General features: G+C 73.6%; 16 protein-coding genes and 1 pseudogene. 7 read left to right on the forward strand and 10 right to left on the reverse strand.

What is annotated here, in order from left to right; all coding sequences use genetic code 11:
* Positions 1–22: 22 nt before the first annotated feature.
* The 9 genes and pseudogenes from ASF82_RS10340 to ASF82_RS10375 all read right to left on the reverse strand — a co-directional run bounded on the left by ASF82_RS10340 (position 23) and on the right by ASF82_RS10375 (position 10632).
* A complete protein-coding gene (locus ASF82_RS10340; RefSeq protein ID WP_056056759.1) occupies positions 23–2038 on the reverse strand; it encodes a thioredoxin domain-containing protein in 2016 nt (671 codons plus the stop codon).
* A gap of 208 nt (positions 2039–2246) precedes the next feature.
* A complete protein-coding gene (locus ASF82_RS10345) occupies positions 2247–3437 on the reverse strand; it encodes a bifunctional 2-methylcitrate synthase/citrate synthase (protein WP_056056762.1) in 1191 nt (396 codons plus the stop codon).
* Positions 3438–3561: 124 nt separating this feature from the next.
* A complete protein-coding gene (gene prpB, locus ASF82_RS10350) occupies positions 3562–4464 on the reverse strand; it encodes a methylisocitrate lyase (RefSeq protein WP_056056765.1) in 903 nt (300 codons plus the stop codon).
* The coding region (locus tag ASF82_RS10355; RefSeq protein ID WP_235491259.1) for an MmgE/PrpD family protein at positions 4464–5765 on the reverse strand (1302 nt) is incomplete at its 5' end. The genes ASF82_RS10355 and prpB, both read right to left, overlap by 1 nt.
* A 1-nt stretch (position 5766) precedes the next feature.
* Positions 5767–5984, reverse strand: a pseudogene (locus ASF82_RS16140) (MmgE/PrpD family protein); the annotation flags it as partial.
* A gap of 13 nt (positions 5985–5997) precedes the next feature.
* Entirely contained in the window at positions 5998–7026 is a 1029-nt protein-coding gene (locus ASF82_RS16320; RefSeq protein WP_056056767.1) for a DMT family transporter, read from the reverse strand.
* A gap of 90 nt (positions 7027–7116) precedes the next feature.
* Positions 7117–8826, reverse strand: a complete 1710-nt coding sequence (locus ASF82_RS10365; RefSeq protein ID WP_082514558.1) for a long-chain fatty acid--CoA ligase — start codon at positions 8824–8826, stop codon at positions 7117–7119.
* Positions 8827–8945: 119 nt separating this feature from the next.
* Positions 8946–9419, reverse strand: a complete 474-nt coding sequence (locus ASF82_RS10370) for a helix-turn-helix transcriptional regulator (protein ID WP_056056769.1) — start codon at positions 9417–9419, stop codon at positions 8946–8948.
* A 703-nt stretch (positions 9420–10122) separates the two neighbouring features.
* Positions 10123–10632 (reverse strand): hypothetical protein, encoded by a 510-nt coding sequence (locus tag ASF82_RS10375; RefSeq protein WP_056056771.1) that lies wholly within the window; start codon positions 10630–10632, stop codon positions 10123–10125.
* 138 nt (positions 10633–10770) lie between these two features.
* Here ASF82_RS10375 and hrpA point away from each other — a divergent pair, with 138 nt between their 5' ends.
* The 7 genes from hrpA (at position 10771) to ASF82_RS10410 (ending at position 21934) form a co-directional block, all read left to right on the forward strand.
* A complete protein-coding gene (gene hrpA, locus ASF82_RS10380; protein WP_056056773.1) occupies positions 10771–14697 on the forward strand; it encodes an ATP-dependent RNA helicase HrpA in 3927 nt (1308 codons plus the stop codon).
* A gap of 61 nt (positions 14698–14758) precedes the next feature.
* The gene (locus ASF82_RS10385) at positions 14759–15775 is read left to right on the forward strand and encodes a LacI family DNA-binding transcriptional regulator (protein WP_056056775.1); all 1017 of its coding nucleotides are present in this window, start codon (positions 14759–14761) and stop codon (positions 15773–15775) included.
* 132 nt (positions 15776–15907) lie between these two features.
* Complete coding sequence (locus ASF82_RS10390; protein WP_056056776.1) at positions 15908–16804, forward strand: glucose 1-dehydrogenase; 897 nt, start codon at positions 15908–15910, stop codon at positions 16802–16804.
* Between the two features lie 169 nt (positions 16805–16973).
* Positions 16974–18353 carry an extracellular solute-binding protein gene (locus ASF82_RS10395; protein ID WP_082514559.1) on the forward strand — a complete coding sequence of 460 codons (1380 nt, stop codon included), beginning with the start codon at positions 16974–16976 and terminating at the stop codon, positions 18351–18353.
* A gap of 71 nt (positions 18354–18424) precedes the next feature.
* The gene (locus ASF82_RS10400; protein ID WP_056056779.1) at positions 18425–19393 is read left to right on the forward strand and encodes a carbohydrate ABC transporter permease; all 969 of its coding nucleotides are present in this window, start codon (positions 18425–18427) and stop codon (positions 19391–19393) included.
* Positions 19390–20307, forward strand: a complete 918-nt coding sequence (locus ASF82_RS10405) for a carbohydrate ABC transporter permease (protein WP_056056782.1) — start codon at positions 19390–19392, stop codon at positions 20305–20307. The genes ASF82_RS10400 and ASF82_RS10405 overlap by 4 nt, the downstream gene beginning before the upstream one ends.
* A 91-nt stretch (positions 20308–20398) precedes the next feature.
* Positions 20399–21934, forward strand: a complete 1536-nt coding sequence (locus tag ASF82_RS10410) for an alpha-N-arabinofuranosidase (protein WP_056056784.1) — start codon at positions 20399–20401, stop codon at positions 21932–21934.
* A gap of 146 nt (positions 21935–22080) precedes the next feature.
* Here ASF82_RS10410 and ASF82_RS10415 read toward each other — a convergent pair whose 3' ends face one another.
* Positions 22081–22482: a hypothetical protein gene (locus tag ASF82_RS10415; RefSeq protein ID WP_056056785.1), complete on the reverse strand. Its 402-nt coding sequence runs from the start codon at positions 22480–22482 to the stop codon at positions 22081–22083.
* Positions 22483–22493 lie beyond the last annotated feature (11 nt).

Consider the following 22493-nt stretch of genomic DNA (forward strand, 5'->3'; position numbering starts at 1 on the left):
GTGACCACTCGGCGCCGCCGGCCTAGAGCTGCTCGGCGAGCTCGCGGTCGAGCTCCTCGATGCCCGTGACGGGCAGGCGGCAGACGAAGTCGTGGCAGAGGTACGCGGTCACGTGGCCGCGCACCGCCCGACGACCGGCGAACAGCTCGAAGCCGGCGTCGGCGAGCGCCTCGGCGGCGTCCTCCCCGACGACGCCGACGAGCACGCCGGGTCCGAGGGTGCGCCGCGCCCGCTCCCCGAGGTCGAACGCGGGCACCAGCGTCGTCGTGTCCTCGACAGCCGCCGCGTCCGCGCCCGCGTCCGCACCCGCCACGACGGCGGGCTCGACGACGACCAGCTGCGTCGACGGCGCGGCGAGCTCGGCGAGCAGGGCGAACGTGGTGCCGAACGCGACGGGAGCGTCGAGGGCCCGGGCCGCGCCGGGGGCGACGGCGCGCTCCGCGGCGGACCGCCACCGCGCCTCCCCCGTCATCCGGTGCAGGGTGAGGGCGGCGGTCGCCGTGGCGCTGAGCCCGGAGGGGTAGGCCCCCTCGGAGGGGTCGGCCGCCAGCGCCGTGCCGTGGCCGCGCAGCACCGGGTCGGCCCCCTCGGGCGCGGCGAACGGGACCGCAGCTGCGGGGTCGTCGACGAGGGTGCGCTCGAGCAGCTCGCGGGCCGCGACCGCGTAGCGCGGCAGGCCCGTCGCGAGCGTCAGCTGCAGCAGCCCTTCGGCGAACATGCCGTGGTCCTCGAGGGTCGCGACGGCCGTCGAGACGCCGGACCCGGTGGAGGCGCGGAGCAGCCGCCCGTCGGAGGTCACGTGCTCGTCGAGCAGCAGGTCGGCGGCCGCCCGGGCCGCCGCGACCCACTCGGGCCGGTCGTGCCGCGCGCCGGCCTCGGCCAGGGCGGCGATGGCGAGCCCGTTCCACCCGGTCAGCACCTTCTCGTCGACGGGCGGGGCCTCGTGCCGGCGGCGCTCCTCGGCGTCGAGGGCGTACCAGCCGCCCTCCACGCGGCGGCCGTCGATCGTGCTCTCCGAGTCCTGGGCGGAGGCGAACGCCCCGCGCGGGGTCCGCAGCCGACCGAGCAGCACGTCGGCGATGCCCGTGGCGACCGACAGCGGGTCGGGAGCGGTGCGGGCGGCGGCGGCCGCGCCTCCCGCGGGCTGCTCCGCCGACGACGACGTCTCTTCGACCAGGCCCGGCTCGAGCAGGGCCAGGCGCGAGTACGCCGTCAGCAGCAGCGCGTTGTCGTAGAGCATGCGCTCGTAGTGCGGATCGTGCCAGTCGCGCCGGGTCGAGTACCGGAAGAACCCGCCCTCGACGGGATCGCGCAACGGCGACGCGGCCATCGCCCGCAGGGTGCGCGAGACGAGGGCCAGGGCGGCCCGGTCTCCCCCGGCGCCCAGGCCGAGCAGGGCCAGCTGGGCCGGCGCGACCGGGAACTTCGGCGCGCCGCCGAAGCCGCCGTGCTCGATGTCCTCCGCCGCGCCGACCCGGGCGGCCGCGTGCCGGAGCACCTCGGTCGACGGCAGAGGCGCGTGCTCCCCCGGAGGCGCGGGCTGCGCCGCGAGGGCCGCCGCCACGCCGCGGGCGGTCGCGTCCACCTCGCCGCGGCGGGTCGTCCAGGCCTCGGTGACGGCGTCGAGCACCTGCCGGAAGGCCGGGTGCCCCTGCACCGGCTGCGGCGGGAAGTAGGTGCCCGCGAAGAACGTGCGGCCCTCGGGCGTCGCGAAGACGGTGAGGGGCCAGCCGAGCTGCTCGGTGAAGGCCGAGGCGGCGGCGAGGTAGCTCGAGTCGACGTCGGGGTGCTCCTCGCGGTCGACCTTGACGGCGACGAAGCTCTCGTTGAGGTGCGCGGCGAGCTCGGGGTCGCTGAAGCTCTCGCGGGCCATCACGTGGCACCAGTGGCAGGTCGCGTAGCCGATCGAGACGAGCACGGGCACGTCGCGGCGGGCGGCCTCGTCGAAGGCCTCCTGGCCCCAGGGCCACCAGTCGACGGGGTTGTCGGCGTGCGAGCGCAGGTACGGGCTGACGGCGTCGGCGAGTCGGTTCGTCATGTGCCCCACGCTAGGCGCGTGCGGGCGGGGCGTCCCGCCGCGGCCGCCCCTCGCTCGCCGGAACCACCGACTGATCAAAGAACCACCCAACGACGTGGTTGTTTGATCAGTCGGTGGTGTCGGGGCGGCGGAACCGCCGGGATCGACGGCGACGGCGACGGCGACGGCGAAAGCAGCCGCAGCAGCGGCGGGGAGGGGGACGGACTGCCTACGCTCGCGCCGGGACGGCTCGCTGCGCGGGCCCGTCGTAGTGCGACAGCGGCCGGATCAGCGAGTTCGCCTCCCGCTGCTCGATCACGTGGGCGCTCCAGCCCAGCACCCGGGCCGCGACGAACAGCGGCGTGAAGACCGGGGTCTCGAAGCCCATCAAGTGGTAGGCGAAGCCCGACGGCCAGTCGACGTTCGGCTTCAGCCCCTTGCGGTCGAGCACGCCCGCGGCCAGCGCGTCGTACACCGCGGCGAGCTCGTCGACCCGGGTGTCGCCGGAGGCGCGGGCACGGTCGACGAGGCCGGCCAGCGCCTCCTCCATGGTCGGCACGCGGCTGTCGCCGTCCTTGTAGACGCGGTGCCCGAAGCCCATGATCTTCTCCCGGCGGGCGAGCGCGGCGTCGAGCCAGGCGAGGGCGCCGTCGGCCCCGCCGTCGTCGGCGACCCGCTCGAGCAGCTCGAGGGCGGCCTCGTTGGCCCCGCCGTGCAGGGGGCCCTTGAGCGCCCCGACCGCGGCGACGAGCGCGGAGTGCAGGTCGGAGAGCGTCGAGGCCACCACGCGCGCGGTGAAGGTCGACGCGTTGAACGAGTGCTCGGCGTAGAGCACCATCGAGGTGTCGAGGGCCCGCACGTCGAGCTCGTCGGCCTCACGGCCGAAGACGCGGTGGAGGAGGTCCGCCGACCAGCCGAGGTCGTCGCGCGGGGGCACCGGCGGCAGGTCGTGGCGGCGCCGCTGGTCGTAGGCGATGACGCCGGGCAGCGCCGCGAAGACCCTCGTCGCGAGGCGCCGCGCGGCGGCCGGGTCGTGCACGCCCGGGGCGGTGCTCGGCTCGGGCTCGGCGGCGCCCAGGGCGCTGAGGGCGGTGCGGACGACGTCCATCGGGTGCGCCGAGGTGGGGATGAGGTCGATGACGTGCTGCAGACCGGGCGCGAGCGGCCGCGCGGCCCGGAGCTCGGCGTCGAAGGCGACGCGCTGCTCGGGGGTCGGCAGCTCGCCGTGCAGCAGCAGGTGGGCGACGTCCTCGACGTCGCAGCGGGCGGCGAGCTCCTGCACGGGGTAGCCGCGGTAGAGCAGCGAGCCGCTCGTCGGGTCGACGGACGACACGGCCGTCCGGTCGACCACCACCCCGGCGAGGCCCTTGTGCAGCTCGGGGGCGGACGCCGCCGCGGGGGCGGTGAGGGTGTCGCTCATGGTCACTCCTTCGTGAGGTGAGGCGGTGCCGGCGACGGTGCCGGCGGGCGGTGCGGTGGTGCGGTGCTGCAGGTGCTGCGGTGCGGTGGTGGTGTGCTGCGGTGGGCGGGCGCTGCCGCGGCGCTCAGCGCTCGACGGTGAAGTCGAACACGTCGCCGTCGAAGGCCGAGTAGCCCTCGTAGTCGATCAGGTCGTACAGGTCGGCGCGATGCTGCATCCGGTCGAGGAGGCGCGCCTGGGTGCCCCTCTCGGCCAGCTCGTCCAGGCCGCGGGACGCCTCGCCCATCGCGAGGCGCAGCAGGCTCACGGGCCAGATGACGATCCGCACCCCGGCGTCGCGCAGCTCGTCGACGGTGTGCAGCCGCCCCTTGCCGAACTCGGTCATGTTGGCGAGCACGGGCACGTCGACCGCGGAGGCCACGGCCTCGAACTCGGCGAGCCCGGTGAGCGCCTCGGGGAAGACCGCGTCGGCCCCCGCGTCGACGAGGGCACGCACCCGGTCGACGGCGACGTCGAGCCCCTCGAGCGCCCGGACGTCGGTGCGCGCCATGACCAGGAAGTCGGGGTCGCGGCGCCCCTCGACGGCCGCCCGCACGCGCTTCACGGCCGTGTCGAGGTCGACGACCTGCTTGCCGTCGAGGTGGCCGCACCGTTTGGGGTTCACCTGGTCCTCGATGTGCATGCCCGCGACTCCCGCGTCCTCCAGGGTCTGCACGGTGCGCGCCGCGTTCATCGGCTCGCCGAAGCCCGTGTCGGCGTCGACGAGGGTCGGCAGGTCGGTCATGCGCGCGATCTGGCCGGCCCGCTGGGCGACCTCGGTGAGGGTGGTGAGGCCGATGTCGGGCAGGCCGAGGTCGGCGGCGACGACCGCGCCCGAGACGTAGACGCCCTCGAAGCCCTTGCGCTCGATCAGGCGCGCGCTGAGCGGGTTGAACGCCCCGGGCAGCCGCAGCACGTCGTCGGTGCCGCGCAGCCGCTCGCGGAACAGCCGCCGCTTCTCGGCCGGGGCCAGCGTCGAGTACAGCATCAGAACAGCCCCTCGGGCGACGCGGCGTCGACCTCGCGCAGGCTGCCCTCCGGCGGCGTCACGGTGAGCCCGGCGAGCTCGTCGGGGCGCAGGCTCCGGAGTCGCGGGGCCAGCTCCAGGAACCGCTCGACCTCCTCGTCGGCGAGCACCCCCTCGGCGAGCGTGCGGAACTTGCGCACGTAGTCGGCCCGCGCGAACGGCCGCGCGCCGAGCGGGTGCGCGTCGGCCACGGCGATCTCGTCGACGAGGCTCGACCCGTCGACGAACTCGACCTCGATGCGCCCGCCGAACGCCTTCTCGGCGGGGTCGACGGAGTGGTACCGCCTCGTCCACTCGGCGTCCTCGGCGGTGCTGATGCGACTCCACAGCTCCACGGTGTCGGGGCGCTGCGCGCGCTCGGGCGCGTAGCTGCGCTCGTGGTGCCACGCGCCGTCCTGCAGGGCGACGGCGACGATGTAGGGGATGGAGTGGTCGAGCGTCTCGCGGCTGGCCCGCGGGTCGTACTTCTGCGGGTCGCCCGCGCCCGAGCCGATGACGACGTGCGTGTGGTGGCTCGTGTGCAGCACGATGCGCCGGACGGCCGCGGGGTCGCGCAGCTCGGGCCGCTCACGGCCGAGACGGCGGGCGAGGTCGATCCAGGCCTGCGCCTGGTACTCGGCGCTGTGCTCCTTCGTGTAGCTGTCGAGGATGGCCCGCTTCGACTCGCCCGGGGCCGGCAGCGGCACGCTGTACCGGGCGTCGGGGCCGTCGAGGAGGCGCGCGATCACGCCGTCCTCGCCCTCCCAGATCGGGCTGGGGCTCGTCTGGCCGCGGAGCGCGCGGTCGATCGCCTCGACCGCCTGCTTGCCCGCGAAGGCCGGGGCGTAGGCCTTCCAGGTCGAGATGAGGCCCTTCCGCGACTGCCGCGTCGCGGTCGTCGTGTGCAGCGCCTGGGCGATGGCCTGGGCGGTGGTCTCGACGTCGAGGCCGAGCAGGGCTCCGATGCCGCCGGCCGCGCTCGGGCCGAGGTGGGCGACGTGGTCGATCTTGTGGGCGTGCAGGCTGATCGCTCGGGTCAGGTCGATCTGCAGCTCGTAGCCGGCCACCAGGCCGCGGAGCAGCTGCTCGCCCGTGGCGCCGACGTGCTGGGCGACGGCGAGCACGGGCGGCACGTTGTCGCCGGGGTGCGAGTACTCGGCGGCGAGGAAGGTGTCGTGGAAGTCGAGCTCGCGCACGGCCACGCCGTTCGCCCAGGCGGCCCACTCGGGCTGGACCCGCCGGTCGGGGTCGAGGCCGACGACGGTCGCGCCGTCGTGGCGGGGNAGCCGCGCCGCGGCCTGGGCCCGGGCGGCGACGACGGGTGCGCGGTGCAGGCTCGCGGCGGCGACGGCCGCGTTGTCGATCACGCGGTTGACGACCATCTCGGCGACGTCGTCGTCGACGGCGACCGGGTCGACCGCGACCGCGGCGAGGCGGTGGGCCAGCTCGTCGCGCCGCGCGAGCGGGTCGTCGGACCGGTGGACGTGCACGTCGTTGAGCATCACGACGCTCACTCTAGGCGTCGGGCACCGGGGCCTGTCGAGGGGTCGCGGGCGGGGCGGGCGGGGTCGCGGGAGGCGCGGGCGGGGTCGTGGGCGCGCCCCGCCCCGCCCGCGGCCCCGTGACGACCGCCACGACGCCGACGAGCACGAGCGCGAGGCCCAGCCAGCCGAGCGGCGTCAGGCGCTCGCCCACGACGACGACCGCGAGCAGGGTGGCGACGACGGGCTCGAGCAGCGTCACGGTGGTCGCGCGGGAGCTCGACACCGTGCGGAGCCCGCGGCCGAAGAGCAGGTACGCGATGAACATCGGGCCCAGGGCGAGGTACGCGTGCACGCCGACCGATGTCGCCGACTGCACGATCGACACGCCCGTCGCGAGCAGGACCGGCACCAGCAGCACGGCCCCGACGCCGAACTGGGCGGCCATGGCGCCCCGCGACGGGTGCCCCTGCTGGATGAGCCGGCCGGCGGTGTAGGTGTAGGCCGCGTAGGCGAGGCCCGCGAGCAGGCCGAGGGCGACGCCGCCCACGAGGCCGGCGCCCGGGGCGAGGGCCTCGCGGGGGTCGGGCCCCGCCCCGGCGACGACCGCGACGTCGGTCGGCGGCTCGGCGTGGCCGACGCTCGCGAGGAGCGCCACGCCCACGACGGCGGCCCCGGCGGAGGCGAGCCAGCGCCGCTCGAGGGGGCGGCGCCGGGCGGGCGGGTCGAGCAGCCGCTCGAGCAGCGCGGCGAACAGGGGCGCCGTGCCGAGCGAGACGACGTTGCCGACGGCGACGCCGGCGAGCGACATCGAGCTGTAGAACGCGAGGGGGTAGACGGCCACCCCGACGGCTCCGGGGGCGATCCAGCGCCAGCTGCCCGCGCCTCCTCGGAGCACCGCCGCGGCGAGGCGCGGGGCCGTGAGTGCCAGCAGGAGGCCACCGACCGTCATGGTGGCGGCCCCCGTCGCCAGCGGGCTGACCGTCCCGCCGACGAGGCTCGCGGCCGTGCCGGTCGTGCCCCAGAGCAGGGCGGCGAGGACGATGGCGATCACCGTCGTCATCGTAGGGCGCGGGCCTCGCGCGGGTCGCCCCGTGACGCCGTGGTGCAGGGGCGTGCGGAGTACCGGCCCCGGCCGGAGGGAGCGCGGCCGTCAGGAGGCGGGGGTCGGCTCCTCCCCCGCGCTGAACCGGTCGACGAGGGCCCGCTTGAGCACCTTGCCGCTGGGGCCGATCGGCAGGGCGTCGAGCACGTGGACGACCCGCGGGAACTTGTACGCGGCGATCTCGTCGGAGACGTGGGCGATCAGCTGCTCGGGGGTGGCCGTGGCGCCGGGGCGGAGCACCACCGCCGCCTCGATCTCCTGCCCGTGCACCGCGTGCGGCACGCCGAACACGGCCGCCATGGCGACGTCGGGGTGGGTGGCGAGCACCTCCTCGACCTGCCGCGGGTACACGTTGTAGCCGTTGCGGATGATCATGTCCTTCGTGCGGTCGACGATCGTGAGGTAGCCGTCGTCGTCCTTCGTGCCGAGGTCACCGGTGCGGAACCAGCCGTCGACGATGGCCGCGGCCGTGTCGTCGGGGCGGTTCAGGTACCCGTTCATCAGGTTGTGGCCGCGGATCACGAGCTCGCCGATCTCGCCGTGCGGCAGCAGGACGATCGCGTCGGCGGAGCCCGGGTCGGCGATCTCGACGTCGACGCCCCAGATCGGCGTGCCGATCGTGCCGGGGCGTGGCGGGCGGCCGACGTGGTTGAAGGTGGCGACCGGGGAGGTCTCGGTGAGCCCGTACCCCTCGTGGATCGGAGCGTCGAAGACGGCCTGGAAGCGCTCGAGGACGGCGAGCGGCAGGGAGGCCCCGCCCGAGATCGCGTACCGGAGCGCCGGTCGTGCCTCGGTGCGCGTCGCGGCGTCGAGCAGCGCCATGTACATCGTCGGGACGCCCATGAAGATCTCGCAGCCGTGCTCGACCATGGCCGCGAGCGCGCCGTCGCCGTCGAACTTCGGCAGCATGACGATCGTGGCCCCGGCCCGGAAGCCGGTGTTCATCGTGCAGGTCTGCCCGAAGGTGTGGAAGAGCGGCAGCGCCCCGAGCAGCACGTCGCCGCGGGTCATGTCGAAGGTCGTCATGAGGTTGGTGTTCACCTGCTCGAGCAGGGCGAAGTGCGAGCCCTCGGCCCCCTTGGGCTGGCCCGTCGTGCCGCTCGTGTACAGGATCGTGGCGGTGTCGAACGGGTCGCGGGGCACGTAGGTGTCGAGCGGCTCGCTCGCCTCGGCGAGCGCCTCGAGGCGGTCGTGCCCGGTGCCGTGCGGGTCGACGGACGAGGGAGGCGCCAGCACGGTCACGACGTCGACCCCGGCGAGCGCGGCGCCGGCGGCGCCCTCGGCGAGCAGCGGCGCGGCGCAGACGAGCATCGTCGCCCCGCTGTCGCGGAGCACGTACTCGATCTCGTGCTGCTTGAGCAGCGCGTGGACGGGCACCGCGACGGCGCCGAGGGCGAGGGTCGCGTAGTAGACGCGGGGGAAGTCGGCGACGTTGGGAACGAGCATCGCGACACGGGAGCCCTCGGTGACGCCCTTGGCGCGGAGCGCGCCGGCGTAGGCGAGGGTCTGCGCCCACAGCTCGGCGTAGGTGGTCCGCTGATCGCCGACGATGACGGCGACGTCGTCGGGGAACCGCCGCGCCGACTCGGCGAGGACAGCGGCGACGGAGGCGGTGGCGCGGGTGGGTGCGGTGCTCCGGTCGCCCGGGGCGCCGGGGCCGGGGCGGGCCCCGGTGTCGGAGCCGGGGCTCGGGCTCGGGCTGGTGCTGGTGCCGGTGCTGGTGCCGGTGCTGGCCGGGGTCTCCGTGGTGCTGGTCATGGGTGGTCTCCGTCTCCGTTGACGTGCGAGTTCCTCGGATCATACGTCGGCATCCGTCCACCGCAGGGGCGAGTGCCAGGTGGCCGCCGAGGTGCCTCAGGTGAGGCTCGCCGGCCTCGTCAGGTGAGGCCGGCACCGCCGTCCGTCTCCTCGGCCCACTCACTCCGGCCGACGCCCCGCCGGGCGAGGTCGCGGGCACCGCGTCCCTGACGCAGACGAGCGGGGCGGTGGTGCACGTCGTCGAGCAGGGGTGCGCCGTGGCGGGCTCCGACGTCGGTGGTGAACGCCGCGGGAGGGAGCGACGCGGTGAAGCCGAGCTCGCGGAGCGGCCGGTGCTCGTCCCACACGCCCCGCAGCCCCGAGAGCGCGGCGTCGACGCGGTCGAGCCAGTCGGGGCGCAGGGCGTGCCAGCGGGTCGGGCCGTCGACGACGACGTCGGTGAAGCCGGCGCGGCGCAGGGTGACGAGGTGCCGCGAGACGGCCGACCACCCGATGCCGAGGGACTCGTGAGCGAGCGAGGCGAGGTCGCCGGAGCTGTGCTCGCCGACGCAGAGCTGCTCGATGATCCACACCTCGACCGGGTCGGCCAGCACCTCGAACGGAGTCCGCGAGCGCCGCCAGCTCGGAGCCCGCTGCGCCTGCTCCCGCCCGCGGCCCCGGCCCCGGCCCCGGCCCCGCTCCTGCTCGGCGCCGAGCTCCCCCGCCGCCGCCTCCGTCGGGAGCCCGTCGTGCCCCGAGGAGAAGTCGCCCGCCAGAAAAGCCGATCCACTCCAGAGTGGAGCAGCCCCCTCCGGCTGCCCCCACGACCGCGCTCCTTCTTCCCCCGCTCCTCCACTCCAGAGTGGAGCAGCCCCCTCCGGCGTGGTGGGCTCCGCGGGGGATGCTCCCGTCGCTCCTCCACTCCAGAGTGGAAGACGAACCCCCGACTCACGCTGCTGGTCAGACCCCGCTGCCTCACTCCCGAGGGGAGGAACCTGCTCCGGCCCCTCGTCGGTGCCAGGACCCACGTCCTCGGCTGCTCCACTCCAGAGTGGAGCAGCACCCTCAGGCCCCTCGTCAACGCCCAGACCCATGTCCTCCGCTGCTCCACTCCAGAGTGGAGCAGCACCCTCAGGCCCCTCGTCAACGCCCAGACCCATGTCCCCCGCTCCTCCACTCCAGAGTGGATCGACGTTCTCGGCGACCGACTCCGGGCGCAGCCGCTCGTCGGCCGCCCCGGCCGCCCCGGCCGCCGCGCAGGCGACGTCGCGGCCGACGTCACGGCCGACGGCGCGACCCACCGCAGGCCCACTCACCTCACGCCCCCTCGGGGCGCGGGCGCCCGAAGGGCAGGCCCAGCGTCCCCTCGGCGACACGGCGGGCGTGCCGCTGCCCGGCAGGCGAGAGCCGGAAGGCCTCGGCCACGGCCCGACGCGCCTCCGCGGTGCTGCGCGTCGCCCAGGCCGCGTCGATCGCGGTGACCGCGTCGGTCGCCTGCTCCGAGTCGCCGGCCTCGTCGAGGGCCCGCAGCACGTCGACCACGCTGTCGAAGGCCGCCGCCAGCTCGTCGTGCGTGCAGCCCCGCCACGCCGGCTCGGCCCCGCCCCCCTCGACCCGCATCGCGAACCCCGCGTCGACCATCGAGGCCAGCCGCGACGTCACCGCCTCCTCCGTCGTGTCGAGACGGTCCAGGGCCCCGGTGACCAGCGCCTCCCGCGAGACCGCCCCGCCGCCGCCCCCTCCCTCGGCGAGCAGGTCGAGCAGGTAGACGCCCACGGGGTCCGTGGCGATGACGAGGGGAGCAGAGGCGAGACCGGTGACGTTCATGGGGCGAGCGTGCCGCGGCGGCCGACCCGCGACTCCTGCCCCTCGACCGGCCCGGGGAGGACGCCCACGGCGAACGACCTGGGGAGGGCTGGCCGCGAGCCCCCGTCCACAGCCCCCGCGGCTTACCATGGGGGGCTCATGTCTGCCGCTCCCCTGCCTCCGCTCACGATCTCGTACCCCGCCGAGCTCCCCGTCAGCCAGCGGCGCGACGACATCGCCGCCGCGATCCGCGACCACCAGGTCGTGATCGTCGCCGGCTCGACCGGCTCCGGCAAGACCACGCAGCTGCCCAAGATCTGCCTCGAGCTCGGCCGCACCAGCATCGGCCACACGCAGCCCCGGCGCATCGCCGCCCGCACCATCAGCGAGCGCATCGCCGAGGAGCTCGGCCAGGAGGTCGGCGGGCTCGTCGGCTACCAGGTGCGCTTCACCGACAAGGTGTCGAGCGACACGAAGATCAAGCTGATGACCGACGGGATCCTGCTCAACGAGATCCACTTCGACCGCGACCTGAAGCGCTACGACACGATCATCATCGACGAGGCGCACGAGCGCAGCCTCACCATCGACTTCCTGCTCGGCTACCTCAAGCAGCTGCTGCCCCGCCGCCCCGACCTCAAGCTGATCATCACCAGCGCCACCATCGACCCCGAGTCGTTCTCCGCGCACTTCGACGGCGCCCCCATCGTCGAGGTCTCCGGCCGCACCTATCCCGTCGAGATCCGCTACCGGCCGCTCGTCGCCGACGACGCGGCCAGCACGCGCGGCGATGACGACGACGACCTCGACGAGCTCGACGAGGCCCCGCCGCGCCGCGCCGCCGCGCCCGCACGCTCCCCACAGAAGAACGCCCCCGCGCCCGCGAGGGCGGACGACAAGGACTACCTCCAGGGCATCAACGAGGCCCTCGACGAGCTCGCCCGCGAGTCGAGCGGCGACGTGCTCGTCTTCCTCAGCGGCGAGAACGAGATCCGCGACGCGGAGGACGCCATCCGGGGCCGGAACCTCCCGCACACCGAGGTGCTCCCCCTCTACGGCCGCCTCAGCGCCGCCGACCAGCACCGCGTCTTCCAGCCCAGCACCACCGCCGGCACGAGACGCCGCATCGTCCTCGCGACGAACGTCGCCGAGACCAGCCTCACCGTGCCCGGCATCAAGTACGTCGTCGACGCCGGCACCGCCCGCATCAGCCGCTACTCCACGCGCGCCAAGGTGCAGCGCCTCCCCATCGAGGCCATCTCGCAGGCGAGCGCGAACCAGCGCTCCGGGCGCTCCGGGCGCACGAGCAGCGGCATCGCGATCCGTCTCTACAGCGAGACCGACTTCGAGAAGCGGCCCGAGTTCACCGAGCCCGAGATCCTCCGCACGAACCTCGCCGCCGTCATCCTGCAGATGATCTCGCTCGGCCTCGGCGACATCGCGGCCTTCCCCTTCCTGCAGCCGCCGGACTCCCGGGGCATCAAGGACGGCCTCGACCTCCTCCGCGAGCTCGGCGCCGTCACGCAGGGCGGTCAGATCACGCGCGTCGGCAAGCAGCTGACCCGCCTGCCGATCGACCCCCGCCTCGCCCGCATGGTGGTCGAGTCGAAGACGCAGGGCACCACGCGCGAGGTCATCGCGATCGTCGCGGCCCTCAGCATCCAGGACCCCCGCGAACGCCCCCTCGAGCGCCGCGCGCAGGCCGATGAGAAGCACTCGCGCTTCCGCGACCCCAAGGGCGACTTCCTCACCCTGCTCAACCTCTTCGACTACCTGGAGGACAAGCAGAAGGAGCTCAGCGGCAACGCGTTCAAGCGCCTCTGCCGCGACGAGTTCCTCAACTACCTGCGCGTGCGCGAGTGGCAGGACGTCTTCCGCCAGCTCTCCCGCGCCGCCCGGCCCCTCGGGCTGCACGTCGGCGAGCGCAGCGCGAACCCCGACGGGGTGCACCGCAGCCTGCTCGCGGGGCTGCTCAGCCAGATCGGCCTGTTCGACCCGCAGAAGAAGGACTACGTCGGCGCCCGCCAGACCCGCTTCGTGCTCTTCCCCGGCAGCTCGCTCGCGAAAAAGCCGCCGGTCGCCATCATGAGCGCCGAGCTCGTCGAGACGAGCCGGCTGTTCGCCCGCGTCGCCGGGGTCATCGACCCGGCCTGGGCCGAGCCGCTCGCGCCCGACCTCGTGAAGAAGAGCTACGGCGAGCCGCACTGGGAGAAGAAGCAGGGCGCCGTCGTCGCCTACGAGCGCGTGACGCTCTACGGCGTGCCGATCGTGCCCCGCCGCCGCATCCAGTTCTCGCGCATCGACCCGGGCTACGCCCGCGAGCTGTTCATCCGGCACGCGCTGGTCGAGGGTGACTGGGAGAGCCGTCAGGCGTTCGAGGCGAAGAACCAGCAGCTGATCCGCGAGCTGACCGAGGTCGAGGAGCGCACCCGCCGTCGCGACATCCTCGTCGACGGCGACGCCGCGTTCGAGTTCTTCCAGCGGCGCATCCCCGCCGACGTCACGAGCACCCGCGACTTCGAGGGCTGGTGGCGCACGGCGAAGCAGCAGACCCCCGACCTCCTCACCATGACCGCCGCCGACCTGCTCGGCGACGACGAGCCCGACGTCGACGAGGCGGGCTTCCCGAGCACGTGGCGGCAGGGCGACCAGACGCTGACCCTGCGCTACAAGTTCGAGCCGGGGGCCGACGACGACGGCGTCACGGTGGTCGTCCCCCTGCCGCTGCTGGCGCGCCTCCGCCCGGTCGGCTTCGACTGGCAGGTGCCGGGGCTCCGCGACGAGCTGGTCACGGCGCTGATCAAGTCGCTGCCGAAGCAGATCCGCAAGAACGTCGTGCCCGCCGCCGACTGGGCGTCGAAGATCACCGCCGAGCTGCCGGCCGAGCCGCCGGCCGACGTCGACGAGCCGTTCACCGCGACCGTCGCCACCGTCATCCGCACGCTCACCTACACGCCCGTGGCCGTCGACGACTTCGACCTCGAGCGCGTGCCCGCGCACCTCCGGGTCAGCTACGCCGTCGTCGACGAGCGCGGCCGCACGGTCGGCGTCGACAAGCGCCTCGACGCGCTCCAGGAGCGCCTCAGCGACGACATGCGCGAGAGCGTCGCCCGCGTCACGCAGGGTCAGGGCCAGGGCGAAGGAGGCGCGGGTCGCTCCCGACGAGGCCGCGGCGGCCCGCAGGCGGTCGCCTCGGGCGCCCCCGCGGCGAACGCCATCGAGCGCTCCGGCATCACCAGCTGGGACTTCGACGAGCTGCCGACCGTCGTCGACACGAAGCACGGCGACACGGTGATCCGTGCGTACCCGGCGCTGGTCGACGAGGGCACCTCGGTGGCGATCCGCCTGATGGCGACCCCCGCCGACCAGGCGCTCGAGACGCCCCGCGGCGTCCGCCGGCTGCTCATGCTCGCCGTGCCGAGCCCGGTGGCCTACGTGCAGCAGCACCTGACAGCGCCCGAGAAGCTCATCCTCGCCACCAGCCCGTACCAGAACACCGCCGCGCTCTTCGCGGACTGCCTCGTGGCCGTCGTCGACGACGTGCTGCACCGGGTGAAGCCCGACGGCCAGCTGTACACGAAGAAGGAGTTCCTCACCGTGCGCGACCGGGTCTCGGCCGCCGTGATGGACTCGATGTTCCAGACCGTGTCGCTCGTGGCCCGCACCCTCACGGCGGCGCGCGACGCCGACAAGGCGATGAAGGCGGCGACGAACATGTCGCTGCTGGCCGCCCTCACCGACATGCGGCAGCAGCGCGAGCGGCTGATCTACCCGGGCTTCGTCTCCGCGACCGGGCTGCAGCAGCTGCAGCGCGTGCCCGTCTACCTCGTCGGCGTCACGCGCCGCACGGCGAAGCTGCTCGAGGCGCCGGCGCGCGACCGGGCCTGGCTCACCGAGGTGCAGCAGGCGACGGAGCGGTACGAGACCGCGGGCGGCACCTTCCCGCCCGCCGCCACCGCGCCTCCGGCACTCGTCCGCGCCCGGTGGCTGCTCGAGGAGTTCCGCGTGAGCCTCTTCGCGCAGGACCTCCGGCCGAGCGAGAGCGTCTCGCTGCAGCGCATCGTCAAGGTGCTCGCCTCGGCCTGACCGCCCGGCGCCCAGCGCCCGCCGCCGGGGGCACGGGCGGCCCCCGCACTAGCCTGGGCAGATGCGCGCGACGGTGAAGGACGTGGCCGCCCTCGCGGGCGTCTCGCCGAAGACCGTCTCGAACGTCATCAACGGCGTCGTCCGGGTCGCCCCCGACACCCGTGGCCGGGTCGAGGCGGCCCTCGCGCAGCTCGACTACGTGCCGAACCTCAGCGCCCGCGGGCTGCGCAACGGCCGCACCGGCGCGATCGCCCTGGCCTTCCCCGACCTGACGACCCCGTACAGCGCCGAGATGTCGCACTGGTTCGTCGAGGTCGCCCACGAGCGCGGCTGGTCGGTGCAGCTCGAGCAGACCGGCGTGCGGCCCGAGCGCGAGCGCGAGCTGCTGCTGCGCGGTCGCGAGCACCTCGTCGACGGCCTCGTGCTGAACCCCGTCAGCCTCGGCGAGAGCGCCATCGTCGGCGCGGAGGACCTCCCGCCGGTCGTCGTGATCGGCGAGGTCGAGCAGCACCTCGTCGACCAGGTGCGCGTCGACAGCGTCACGGCCGCCCGCGACATGACCGAGCACCTGCTCGCCCTCGGCCACCGGCGGATCGCTGTGCTCGGCTGCCCCGGCGACGGCTTCGACTCGGCCACGGCCCGGGCGCGCACCCTGGGCTGGTCGCAGGCGATGGAGGCGGCGGGGCTGCCGGTCGGCGACGACCTGCGCTGGGCCTGCCGCGCCTGGGAGCCCGAGGCCGGCGCCGCCACGGTCGCCGACGCCCTGGCCCGCGGCGAGGCCCCCGACGCCCTCTTCTGCTTCACCGACTCGCTCGCCATCGGCGCCGTCCACGCCCTCTGGAGCGCCGGCCTCCGGGTGCCCGACGACGTCTCGGTCGCCGGGTTCGACGACATCGCCGACGGCCGCTTCACCCGCCCGCCGCTGACCACCGTCCGCCTCGACAAGCGCCTCTTCGCCGAGCGCACCCTCGAGCTGCTCGCCGCGCGCATCGCCGACCGCGAGCGGGCGCCCGAGCTCGCGGTGATCCCGCACGAGGTGGTGCCCCGAGCGAGCACGGCCCGCCGGGCACGGCGCTGACGACGCCCGCCGCCCGCCGTCGCCCCACTTCGCTTTCTGGATGGCGGCTGCCCGTCCGCTGTCAAGCGGTCACGAGGAGTCGCGGGTCGGCCTACCGTCGCACTTCCGTGCACGAGACCGAGAGGCGCCGCCATGTCTGCTGACCAGTACGCATTCGAAGACCCCACCCAGAAGTTCGCCGACATCACCCCGAAGGCCCAGTACCTCGAGGGCGCCGGCACCGACGAGGAGCTCTCGTCGCCCGCCGACCACGGCGAGGAGACCTACCGCGGCTCGGGCCGCCTCGAGGGCCGCAAGGCGCTCATCACGGGAGGCGACTCGGGCATCGGCGCGGCCGTCGCCATCGCCTACGCCCGCGAGGGCGCCGACGTCGCCATCAGCTACCTCGCCGAGGAGGAGGAGGACGCGCAGAAGATCGTCGCCCTCGTCGAGGCCGCCGGCCGCAAGGCCGTCGCCCTGCCCGGCGACATCACCGACCGCGAGTTCTGCACGCAGCTCGTCGAGAAGGCCGTCAGCGAGCTCGGCGGCCTCGACATCCTCGTCAACAACGCGGGCAAGCAGCAGCACGTCGAGGACTTCCTCGAGCTCGACGACGAGAACTTCGACGAGACCTACAAGACCAACGTCTACGCGATGTTCTGGATCACCAAGGCCGCGCTCCCCCACCTCGTGCCCGGCTCGACGATCATCAACACGACGTCGATCCAGGCGTACCAGCCGGCCCCGATGCTCGTCGACTACGCGTCGACCAAGGCCGCGATCAACACCTTCTCCAAGGGCCTCGCCATGCAGCTCGCGCCGAAGGGCATCCGCGTCAACGCGGTCGCCCCCGGCCCGATCTGGACCCCCCTCCAGCCCGCCGGCGGACAGCCGTCGGACGCGCTGCCCGACGTCGGCAGCCAGACCGCCCTCGGCCGCTGGGGCCAGCCCGCCGAGCTCGCGCCCGCCTACGTCTTCCTGGCGTCGGGCGAGTCGAGCTACGTCGTCGGCGAGACCCTGCACGTCGACGGCGGCATGCCCACGCCGTAGGTCGCACGGCTCTGCCGGAGGGGCCGCTCGCGCATCGTCGCGGGCGGCCCCTCCGTCGTCGGCGGGCGGCCCCGGGGAGTCGCAGGTCGCCTCCGGATCGTCGCTTGCGTTCGCGTTACAACGATGTAATGCTGTCCGCAGTCGACGCATCACGAAGGAGTGACCACCGATGACACCCCCTGAGCCCCTGTCCGGCCCGCCCCGCCCCGGCGGCCTCGCCCGTACCGGCCTGGCCGGCCTCTCCCGCCGCAGCCTCCTCCTGGGCGGCGCCGGCATCATGAGCGTGCTGGCGGTGGGCAGCCTGGCGGGCTGCGCGCCCGGCGCGACGACCGCCTCCGGCGCTGCCGTCGAGCAGCTCAAGTTCTGGCACCTGCTGAGCGGAGGCGACGGCATCAAGATGTCGGCCCTCGTCGACCAGGCCAACGAGCAGAACCCCGAGTTCCACGCGACGCAGACCGTGCTCGCCTGGGGCACGCCGTACTACACGAAGCTCGCCATGGCCTCGGCCGGCGGCCGCGCCCCCGACGTCGCGATCATGCACGCGTCGCGCGTGCCCGGCTACGCACCCGGCGGGCTGCTCGACCCGTGGGACATCGACAAGCTCGCCTCGTACGGCCTGCGCGAGCAGGACTTCGCGCCCGCGGTCTGGAAGGCCGGGTTCAACGGCGACCAGCTGTACTCGGTCGCCCTCGACTCGCACCCGTTCATCCTGTTGTACAACACCGACGTCGCCCAGCAGGCCGGGGCCCTCGGGCCCGACGGCCGCCTCGTCGACATCAGCAGCCCCGAGCAGTTCCTCGAGGTCGCGGCCGCCATGCAGGCGGTCACCGGCAAGCACGGCGCCTCGTGGGGGTACCTCAACGACGGCGCCCAGCTCTGGCGCATGTTCTACACGTTCTACAAGCAGCAGGGCGCCGACATGGTGCTCCGCGAGGGCGGCACCGTCGAGTACGACGAGGCCGCCGCGGTCACGGCCCTCGAGTTCATGCAGACGCTGACCGACGGCACCGCCATGGCCACCGCGAGCGACATCCAGTCCGGCATCGCCGAGTTCGTCAGCGGCGAGAGCGGGATGCTCTTCACCGGCGTGTGGGAGGTGCCGAGCGCCGAGGCGGCCGGCATCCCCTACGACGCCAGCATCATCCCGACGCTCTTCGGCACGCCGGCCGTCTACGCCGACTCGCACGCCTTCGTGCTGCCCCGGCAGAGCGACGTCGACGACGCGAAGCGGGAGGACGTCTACAAGATGGTCGCCACCATCCTGAAGGACAGCATCTCGTGGGCCGAGGCCGGGCACATCCCCGCCTACGGCCCGGTCGTCGACAGCCCGGAGTACGCGGCGCTCGTGCCGCAGGCCCACTACGCCGAGGCCGCCGAGTACCTCGCCTACGACCCGCCGGCCTGGTTCTCGGGCTCGGGGTCGGACTTCCAGACGTACTTCCTCGACAGCATCCAGTCCGTGATCCTCGCGAAGGACGACGCGGCCGCGGGCATGCGCGCCTTCGTCGCCCGGGTGGAGACGCAGCTGTCGCGACCGGCCCCCGTCTGAGCCGGCCCGCGCCTCCCCGTGCTCCGCCCCTCCCGCCCCACCTCCCTGCACGACGACGAAGGAGTCGATCTGTGACGACCACCACGGTGACCGCCCCGGCGGCCAGCGCCGACCGCGCGGCCTCGCCCGCCCGCACCCGCACCCGGGTGCGCACCCGCTCCGGCGGGCCGAGAGACACCAAGATCGGCTGGGGCTTCGCCGCCCCGTTCACGATCCTCTTCGCGCTCTTCCTCGTCTGGCCGCTCGTGCACGGGTTCTGGCTGAGCCTCACGGGCCAGAGCCTCACCGGCCAGGGCGGCGACCTGATCGGCTTCGCCAACTACGCCGAGGCCTTCGCCGACGCCGCGATGTGGCGCTCGATGCTCAACACGCTGTGGTTCACCGTGCTCAGCACGATCCCGCTCGTGGTGATCGCGCTCGTGCTGGCCCTGCTCGTCAACACCGGCCTGCCGGGCCAGTGGCTCTGGCGCCTGAGCTTCTTCCTGCCCTACCTGCTGGCGTCGACCGTCGTGTCGCTGTTCTGGATCCAGCTCTACAGCCCGACGCTCGGCCCGATCAACTCGGCGCTGGCGACGGTCGGGCTGCCGCAGCCCGCCTGGCTGCAGGACCCCGACACGGCGATGATCGCCGTCGTCGCCACCACCGTCTGGTGGACGGTCGGGTTCAACTTCCTGCTCTACCTCGCGGCGCTGCAGAACATCCCCGACCAGCAGTACGAGGCGGCGTCGCTCGACGGTGCGGGCCGCTGGCGCTCGCTGGTGTCGATCACGATCCCGCAGCTCGGCCCCACCACCGGCCTGATCGTCATCCTCCAGGTGCTCGCGTCGCTCAAGGTCTTCGACCAGATCTACCAGATGACGAACGGCGGCCCGGCCGGCACGACCCGCTCGACCGTGCAGTACATCTTCGAGACCGGCTTCACCGGCTACCGCTTCGGCTACTCCAGCGCCATCTCGTACATCTTCTTCGCCGTCATCGTCGTGATCTCGATCGCACAGTTCGCGGCCACGGCCCGCAACCGCAAGGGAGCCCAGAAGTGACCACACCGGCCCTCGCCCCCACCGACGACCTCCGCGCCCCGACCGCCCGCCGCGGCCGCGAGCGTGCCCCGCACAAGCCCGGCCAGTCTCGCTTCGGCGTGATGAGCGTCGTCAGCATCGTCATCCTCGTGGTGATGGCCGCGCTGTGGCTCATCCCCTTCCTCTGGTCGCTCGCCACCTCGTTCAAGAGCGAGGCCGACGCCGCGGCGACGCCGCAGACCTGGCTGCCGGCCGGCGGCTTCACCCTCGACGCGTACCGGGCGATCCTCGACCAGGGCAACATCCCGACCTGGCTCTTCAACAGCCTGTTCACGTCGATCGTCATCACGCTCATCGTCGTCGCGACGTCGGCGCTCGTGGCCTACGCGTTCTCGCGCCTCGACTTCCGGGGCAAGAAGTGGCTGTACGTCGCGACGATCGCCTCGATCATCGTGCCGCCGCAGGTGCTGATCGTGCCGCTCTTCTACCAGATGCTCGCGTTCAACATGGTCGACACGTACTGGGGCATCATCCTGCCGCAGGCGATCGCGCCCGCCATGGTGTTCGTGCTGAAGAAGTTCTTCGACCAGGTGCCGATCGAGCTGGAGGACGCCGCCCGCGTCGACGGCGCCGGGCGCATCCGGGTCTTCTTCACCATCCTGCTGCCGCTCTCGCGGCCCATCCTCGGTGCGGTCTCGATCTTCGTGTTCATCGGCGCGTGGAACAACTTCCTCTGGCCGTTCATCGTGACCAACGACGCGTCGCTGCTCACCCTCCCCGTCGGCCTCCAGACCATCAAGAGCGCCTACGGCATCCAGTACGCCCAGAACATGGCCGCGGCGATCCTCGCGGCCCTGCCGCTGATCCTCGTGTTCCTCTTCTTCCAGCGCCAGATCATCAAGGGCATCTCGACCACCGGGTTCGGCGGGCAGTGACTCCCCGCTCGACCGGCCCCGCGCCTCCCCCGCTCCCCCTCCGACCGTCCCCCCGCCAGACCGCCGTCCCCCATCACCAGGAGATAACCGCATGAGCACCGCCCGCATCACCGTCGACCGCGAGTTCGTCGTCGGCCCCGTGCCCCGCCGCCTGTTCGGCTCGTTCGTCGAGCACATGGGCCGGTGCGTCTACACCGGCATCTACGAGCCCGGCCACGAGACCGCCGACGAGAAGGGCTTCCGCCACGACGTGCTCGAGCTGACGAAGGAGCTCGGCGCCACCGTCATCCGCTACCCCGGCGGCAACTTCGTGTCGGGCTACAACTGGGAGGACGGCGTCGGGCCGGTCGACCAGCGCCCCCGCCGCCTCGACGGCGCCTGGCACACGGTCGAGACCAACGCCTTCGGCCTGCACGAGTTCGTCGAGTGGAGCGCGCTGGCCGGCACCGAGGTCATGGAGGCCGTCAACCTCGGCACCCGCGGCGTCGAGGCGGCCCGCGAGCTCGTCGAGTACGCCAACCACCCCGGCGGCACGGCCCTCAGCGACCGCCGCATCGCCAACGGGGCGAAGGACCCGTTCGACATCAAGCTCTGGTGCCTGGGCAACGAGCTCGACGGCCCGTGGCAGATCGGCCACAAGACGGCCGGCGAGTACGGCCGCCTCGCCCAGGAGGCCGCCAAGGCGATGAAGTTCGTCGACCCGACCATCGAGCTCGTCGCCGTCGGCAGCTCGGGCCGGAACATGCCCACCTTCGGCTCGTGGGAGCACGAGGTGCTCACCCACGCGTACGACGAGGTCGACTACGTCTCGATGCACGCGTACTACCAGGAGCACGACGGTGACGCCACGAGCTTCCTCGCCACGGCCGTCGACATGGACGCCTTCATCGAGGAGGTCGTCTCGACCATCGACGGCGTCAAGGCCGCGGGCAAGCACCGGAAGCAGGTCGACATCTCGTTCGACGAGTGGAACGTCTGGTACCAGACGGGCCTCGACACCGACGACCAGCCCCACAACGTCTCGAAGGGCTGGGTCGAGCACCCGCGCCTCATCGAGGACCAGTACAACGTCACCGACGCGGTCGTCGTCGGCACCTTCCTCAACTCGCTGCTGCGTCACGGCGACCGGGTGAAGATCGCCAACCAGGCGCAGCTCGTCAACGTCATCGCCCCCATCCGCAGCGAGCAGGGCGGGCCGGCCTGGCGCCAGACGATCTTCTGGCCGTTCGCCCGCATGGCGGCGCTCGCCCGCGGCGAGATCCTCCGCACCGTGGTGACGAGCGACAAGATCGACACCCCGAAGTACGGCGACGCCGACCTCGTCGACGTCAGCGCCACCTGGGACGAGGAGTCGGGGCGCGTCGCGTTCTTCCTCGCCAACCGGGGACTCGAGGAGGCGGCGGACGTCGAGGTCGCCCTCCGCGGCTTCTCGGGCGCCCGTGTCACCCGGGCCGAGCTGCTGACGGTGCCCGAGGGCGGGGACCGCTTCACGAGCAACACCGAGCAGGCGCAGGACGCCGTGGGCCTCGTGCCGCTCGAGGGCGTCAGCGTGGACGGCGGCGTCGCCCGTCTCACGCTGCCCGCCCTGTCGTGGGCCGTCGTGGAGCTCGAGGTCGGCACGGCGTAGGGAGCGCGCCGACCCCGGGAGGGGACGAGGGCCGGTGCCGGGGCGTGAGCCCGGCGCCGGCCCTCGGCCGTGGGGCGTCGGGCGTGGGGCGTCGGCCGTGGGGCGTCGGCCCCCGGGCGTTGGCCGGGGATCGTCGGACGGGGGCGCTACTTGCGGCGCGGGAAGAGCCGGGAGATGGAGTCGCGCACCGTCTCCTCGATGGTGTCGCTGAAGGTGTTCGAGAACGACAGCGAGTCGGCGGGCGCGCTGGCCGCCGTCATCGAGCGGATCACGGCCTCGCCGTGGTGGGCACGGGCGGCGCGGACGGTGTCGAAGGCGAGGCCCTGCGAGGCCGCGAGCTTCTCCAGGAGCGCCAGCCGCGCCTCCTCGCCGAGGCCCGCCCCGGCCGCGAGGGCCCGGGCCGCGTCGTCGTCGACCCCGTCGGCGACCCAGCGGCCGGCGCGCTCGGTGAGGTCGGCGGCGGCGACCAGGCCGATCATGCGCTTGGCCTCGTCGTCGCGGATCTCGGAGCGGGCGACGGCGATGTCGCGAGGGGGCGTGTCGGGCATGCCGACCAGGA

This window comes from Frigoribacterium sp. Leaf164 (assembly GCF_001423665.1).
In the GTDB taxonomy this organism is placed as follows: Bacteria; Actinomycetota; Actinomycetes; order Actinomycetales; family Microbacteriaceae; genus Frigoribacterium; species Frigoribacterium endophyticum.

Excerpts from the sequence above, each read along its gene's own strand:
- ASF82_RS10340 (WP_056056759.1), bottom strand. The coding sequence starts at position 2,038 with ATGACGAACCGACTCGCCGACGCCGTCAGCCCGTACCTGCGCTCGCAC.
- ASF82_RS10345 (WP_056056762.1), bottom strand. The coding sequence starts at position 3,437 with ATGAGCGACACCCTCACCGCCCCCGCGGCGGCGTCCGCCCCCGAGCTG.
- prpB (WP_056056765.1), bottom strand. The coding sequence starts at position 4,464 with ATGCTGTACTCGACGCTGGCCCCGGCCGAGAAGCGGCGGCTGTTCCGC.
- ASF82_RS16320 (WP_056056767.1), bottom strand. The coding sequence starts at position 7,026 with ATGACGACGGTGATCGCCATCGTCCTCGCCGCCCTGCTCTGGGGCACG.
- ASF82_RS10365 (WP_082514558.1), bottom strand. The coding sequence starts at position 8,826 with ATGACCAGCACCACGGAGACCCCGGCCAGCACCGGCACCAGCACCGGC.
- ASF82_RS10375 (WP_056056771.1), bottom strand. The coding sequence starts at position 10,632 with ATGAACGTCACCGGTCTCGCCTCTGCTCCCCTCGTCATCGCCACGGAC.
- hrpA (WP_056056773.1), top strand. The coding sequence starts at position 10,771 with ATGTCTGCCGCTCCCCTGCCTCCGCTCACGATCTCGTACCCCGCCGAG.
- ASF82_RS10385 (WP_056056775.1), top strand. The coding sequence starts at position 14,759 with ATGCGCGCGACGGTGAAGGACGTGGCCGCCCTCGCGGGCGTCTCGCCG.
- ASF82_RS10390 (WP_056056776.1), top strand. The coding sequence starts at position 15,908 with ATGTCTGCTGACCAGTACGCATTCGAAGACCCCACCCAGAAGTTCGCC.
- ASF82_RS10395 (WP_082514559.1), top strand. The coding sequence starts at position 16,974 with ATGACACCCCCTGAGCCCCTGTCCGGCCCGCCCCGCCCCGGCGGCCTC.
- ASF82_RS10410 (WP_056056784.1), top strand. The coding sequence starts at position 20,399 with ATGAGCACCGCCCGCATCACCGTCGACCGCGAGTTCGTCGTCGGCCCC.
- ASF82_RS10415 (WP_056056785.1), bottom strand. The coding sequence starts at position 22,482 with ATGCCCGACACGCCCCCTCGCGACATCGCCGTCGCCCGCTCCGAGATC.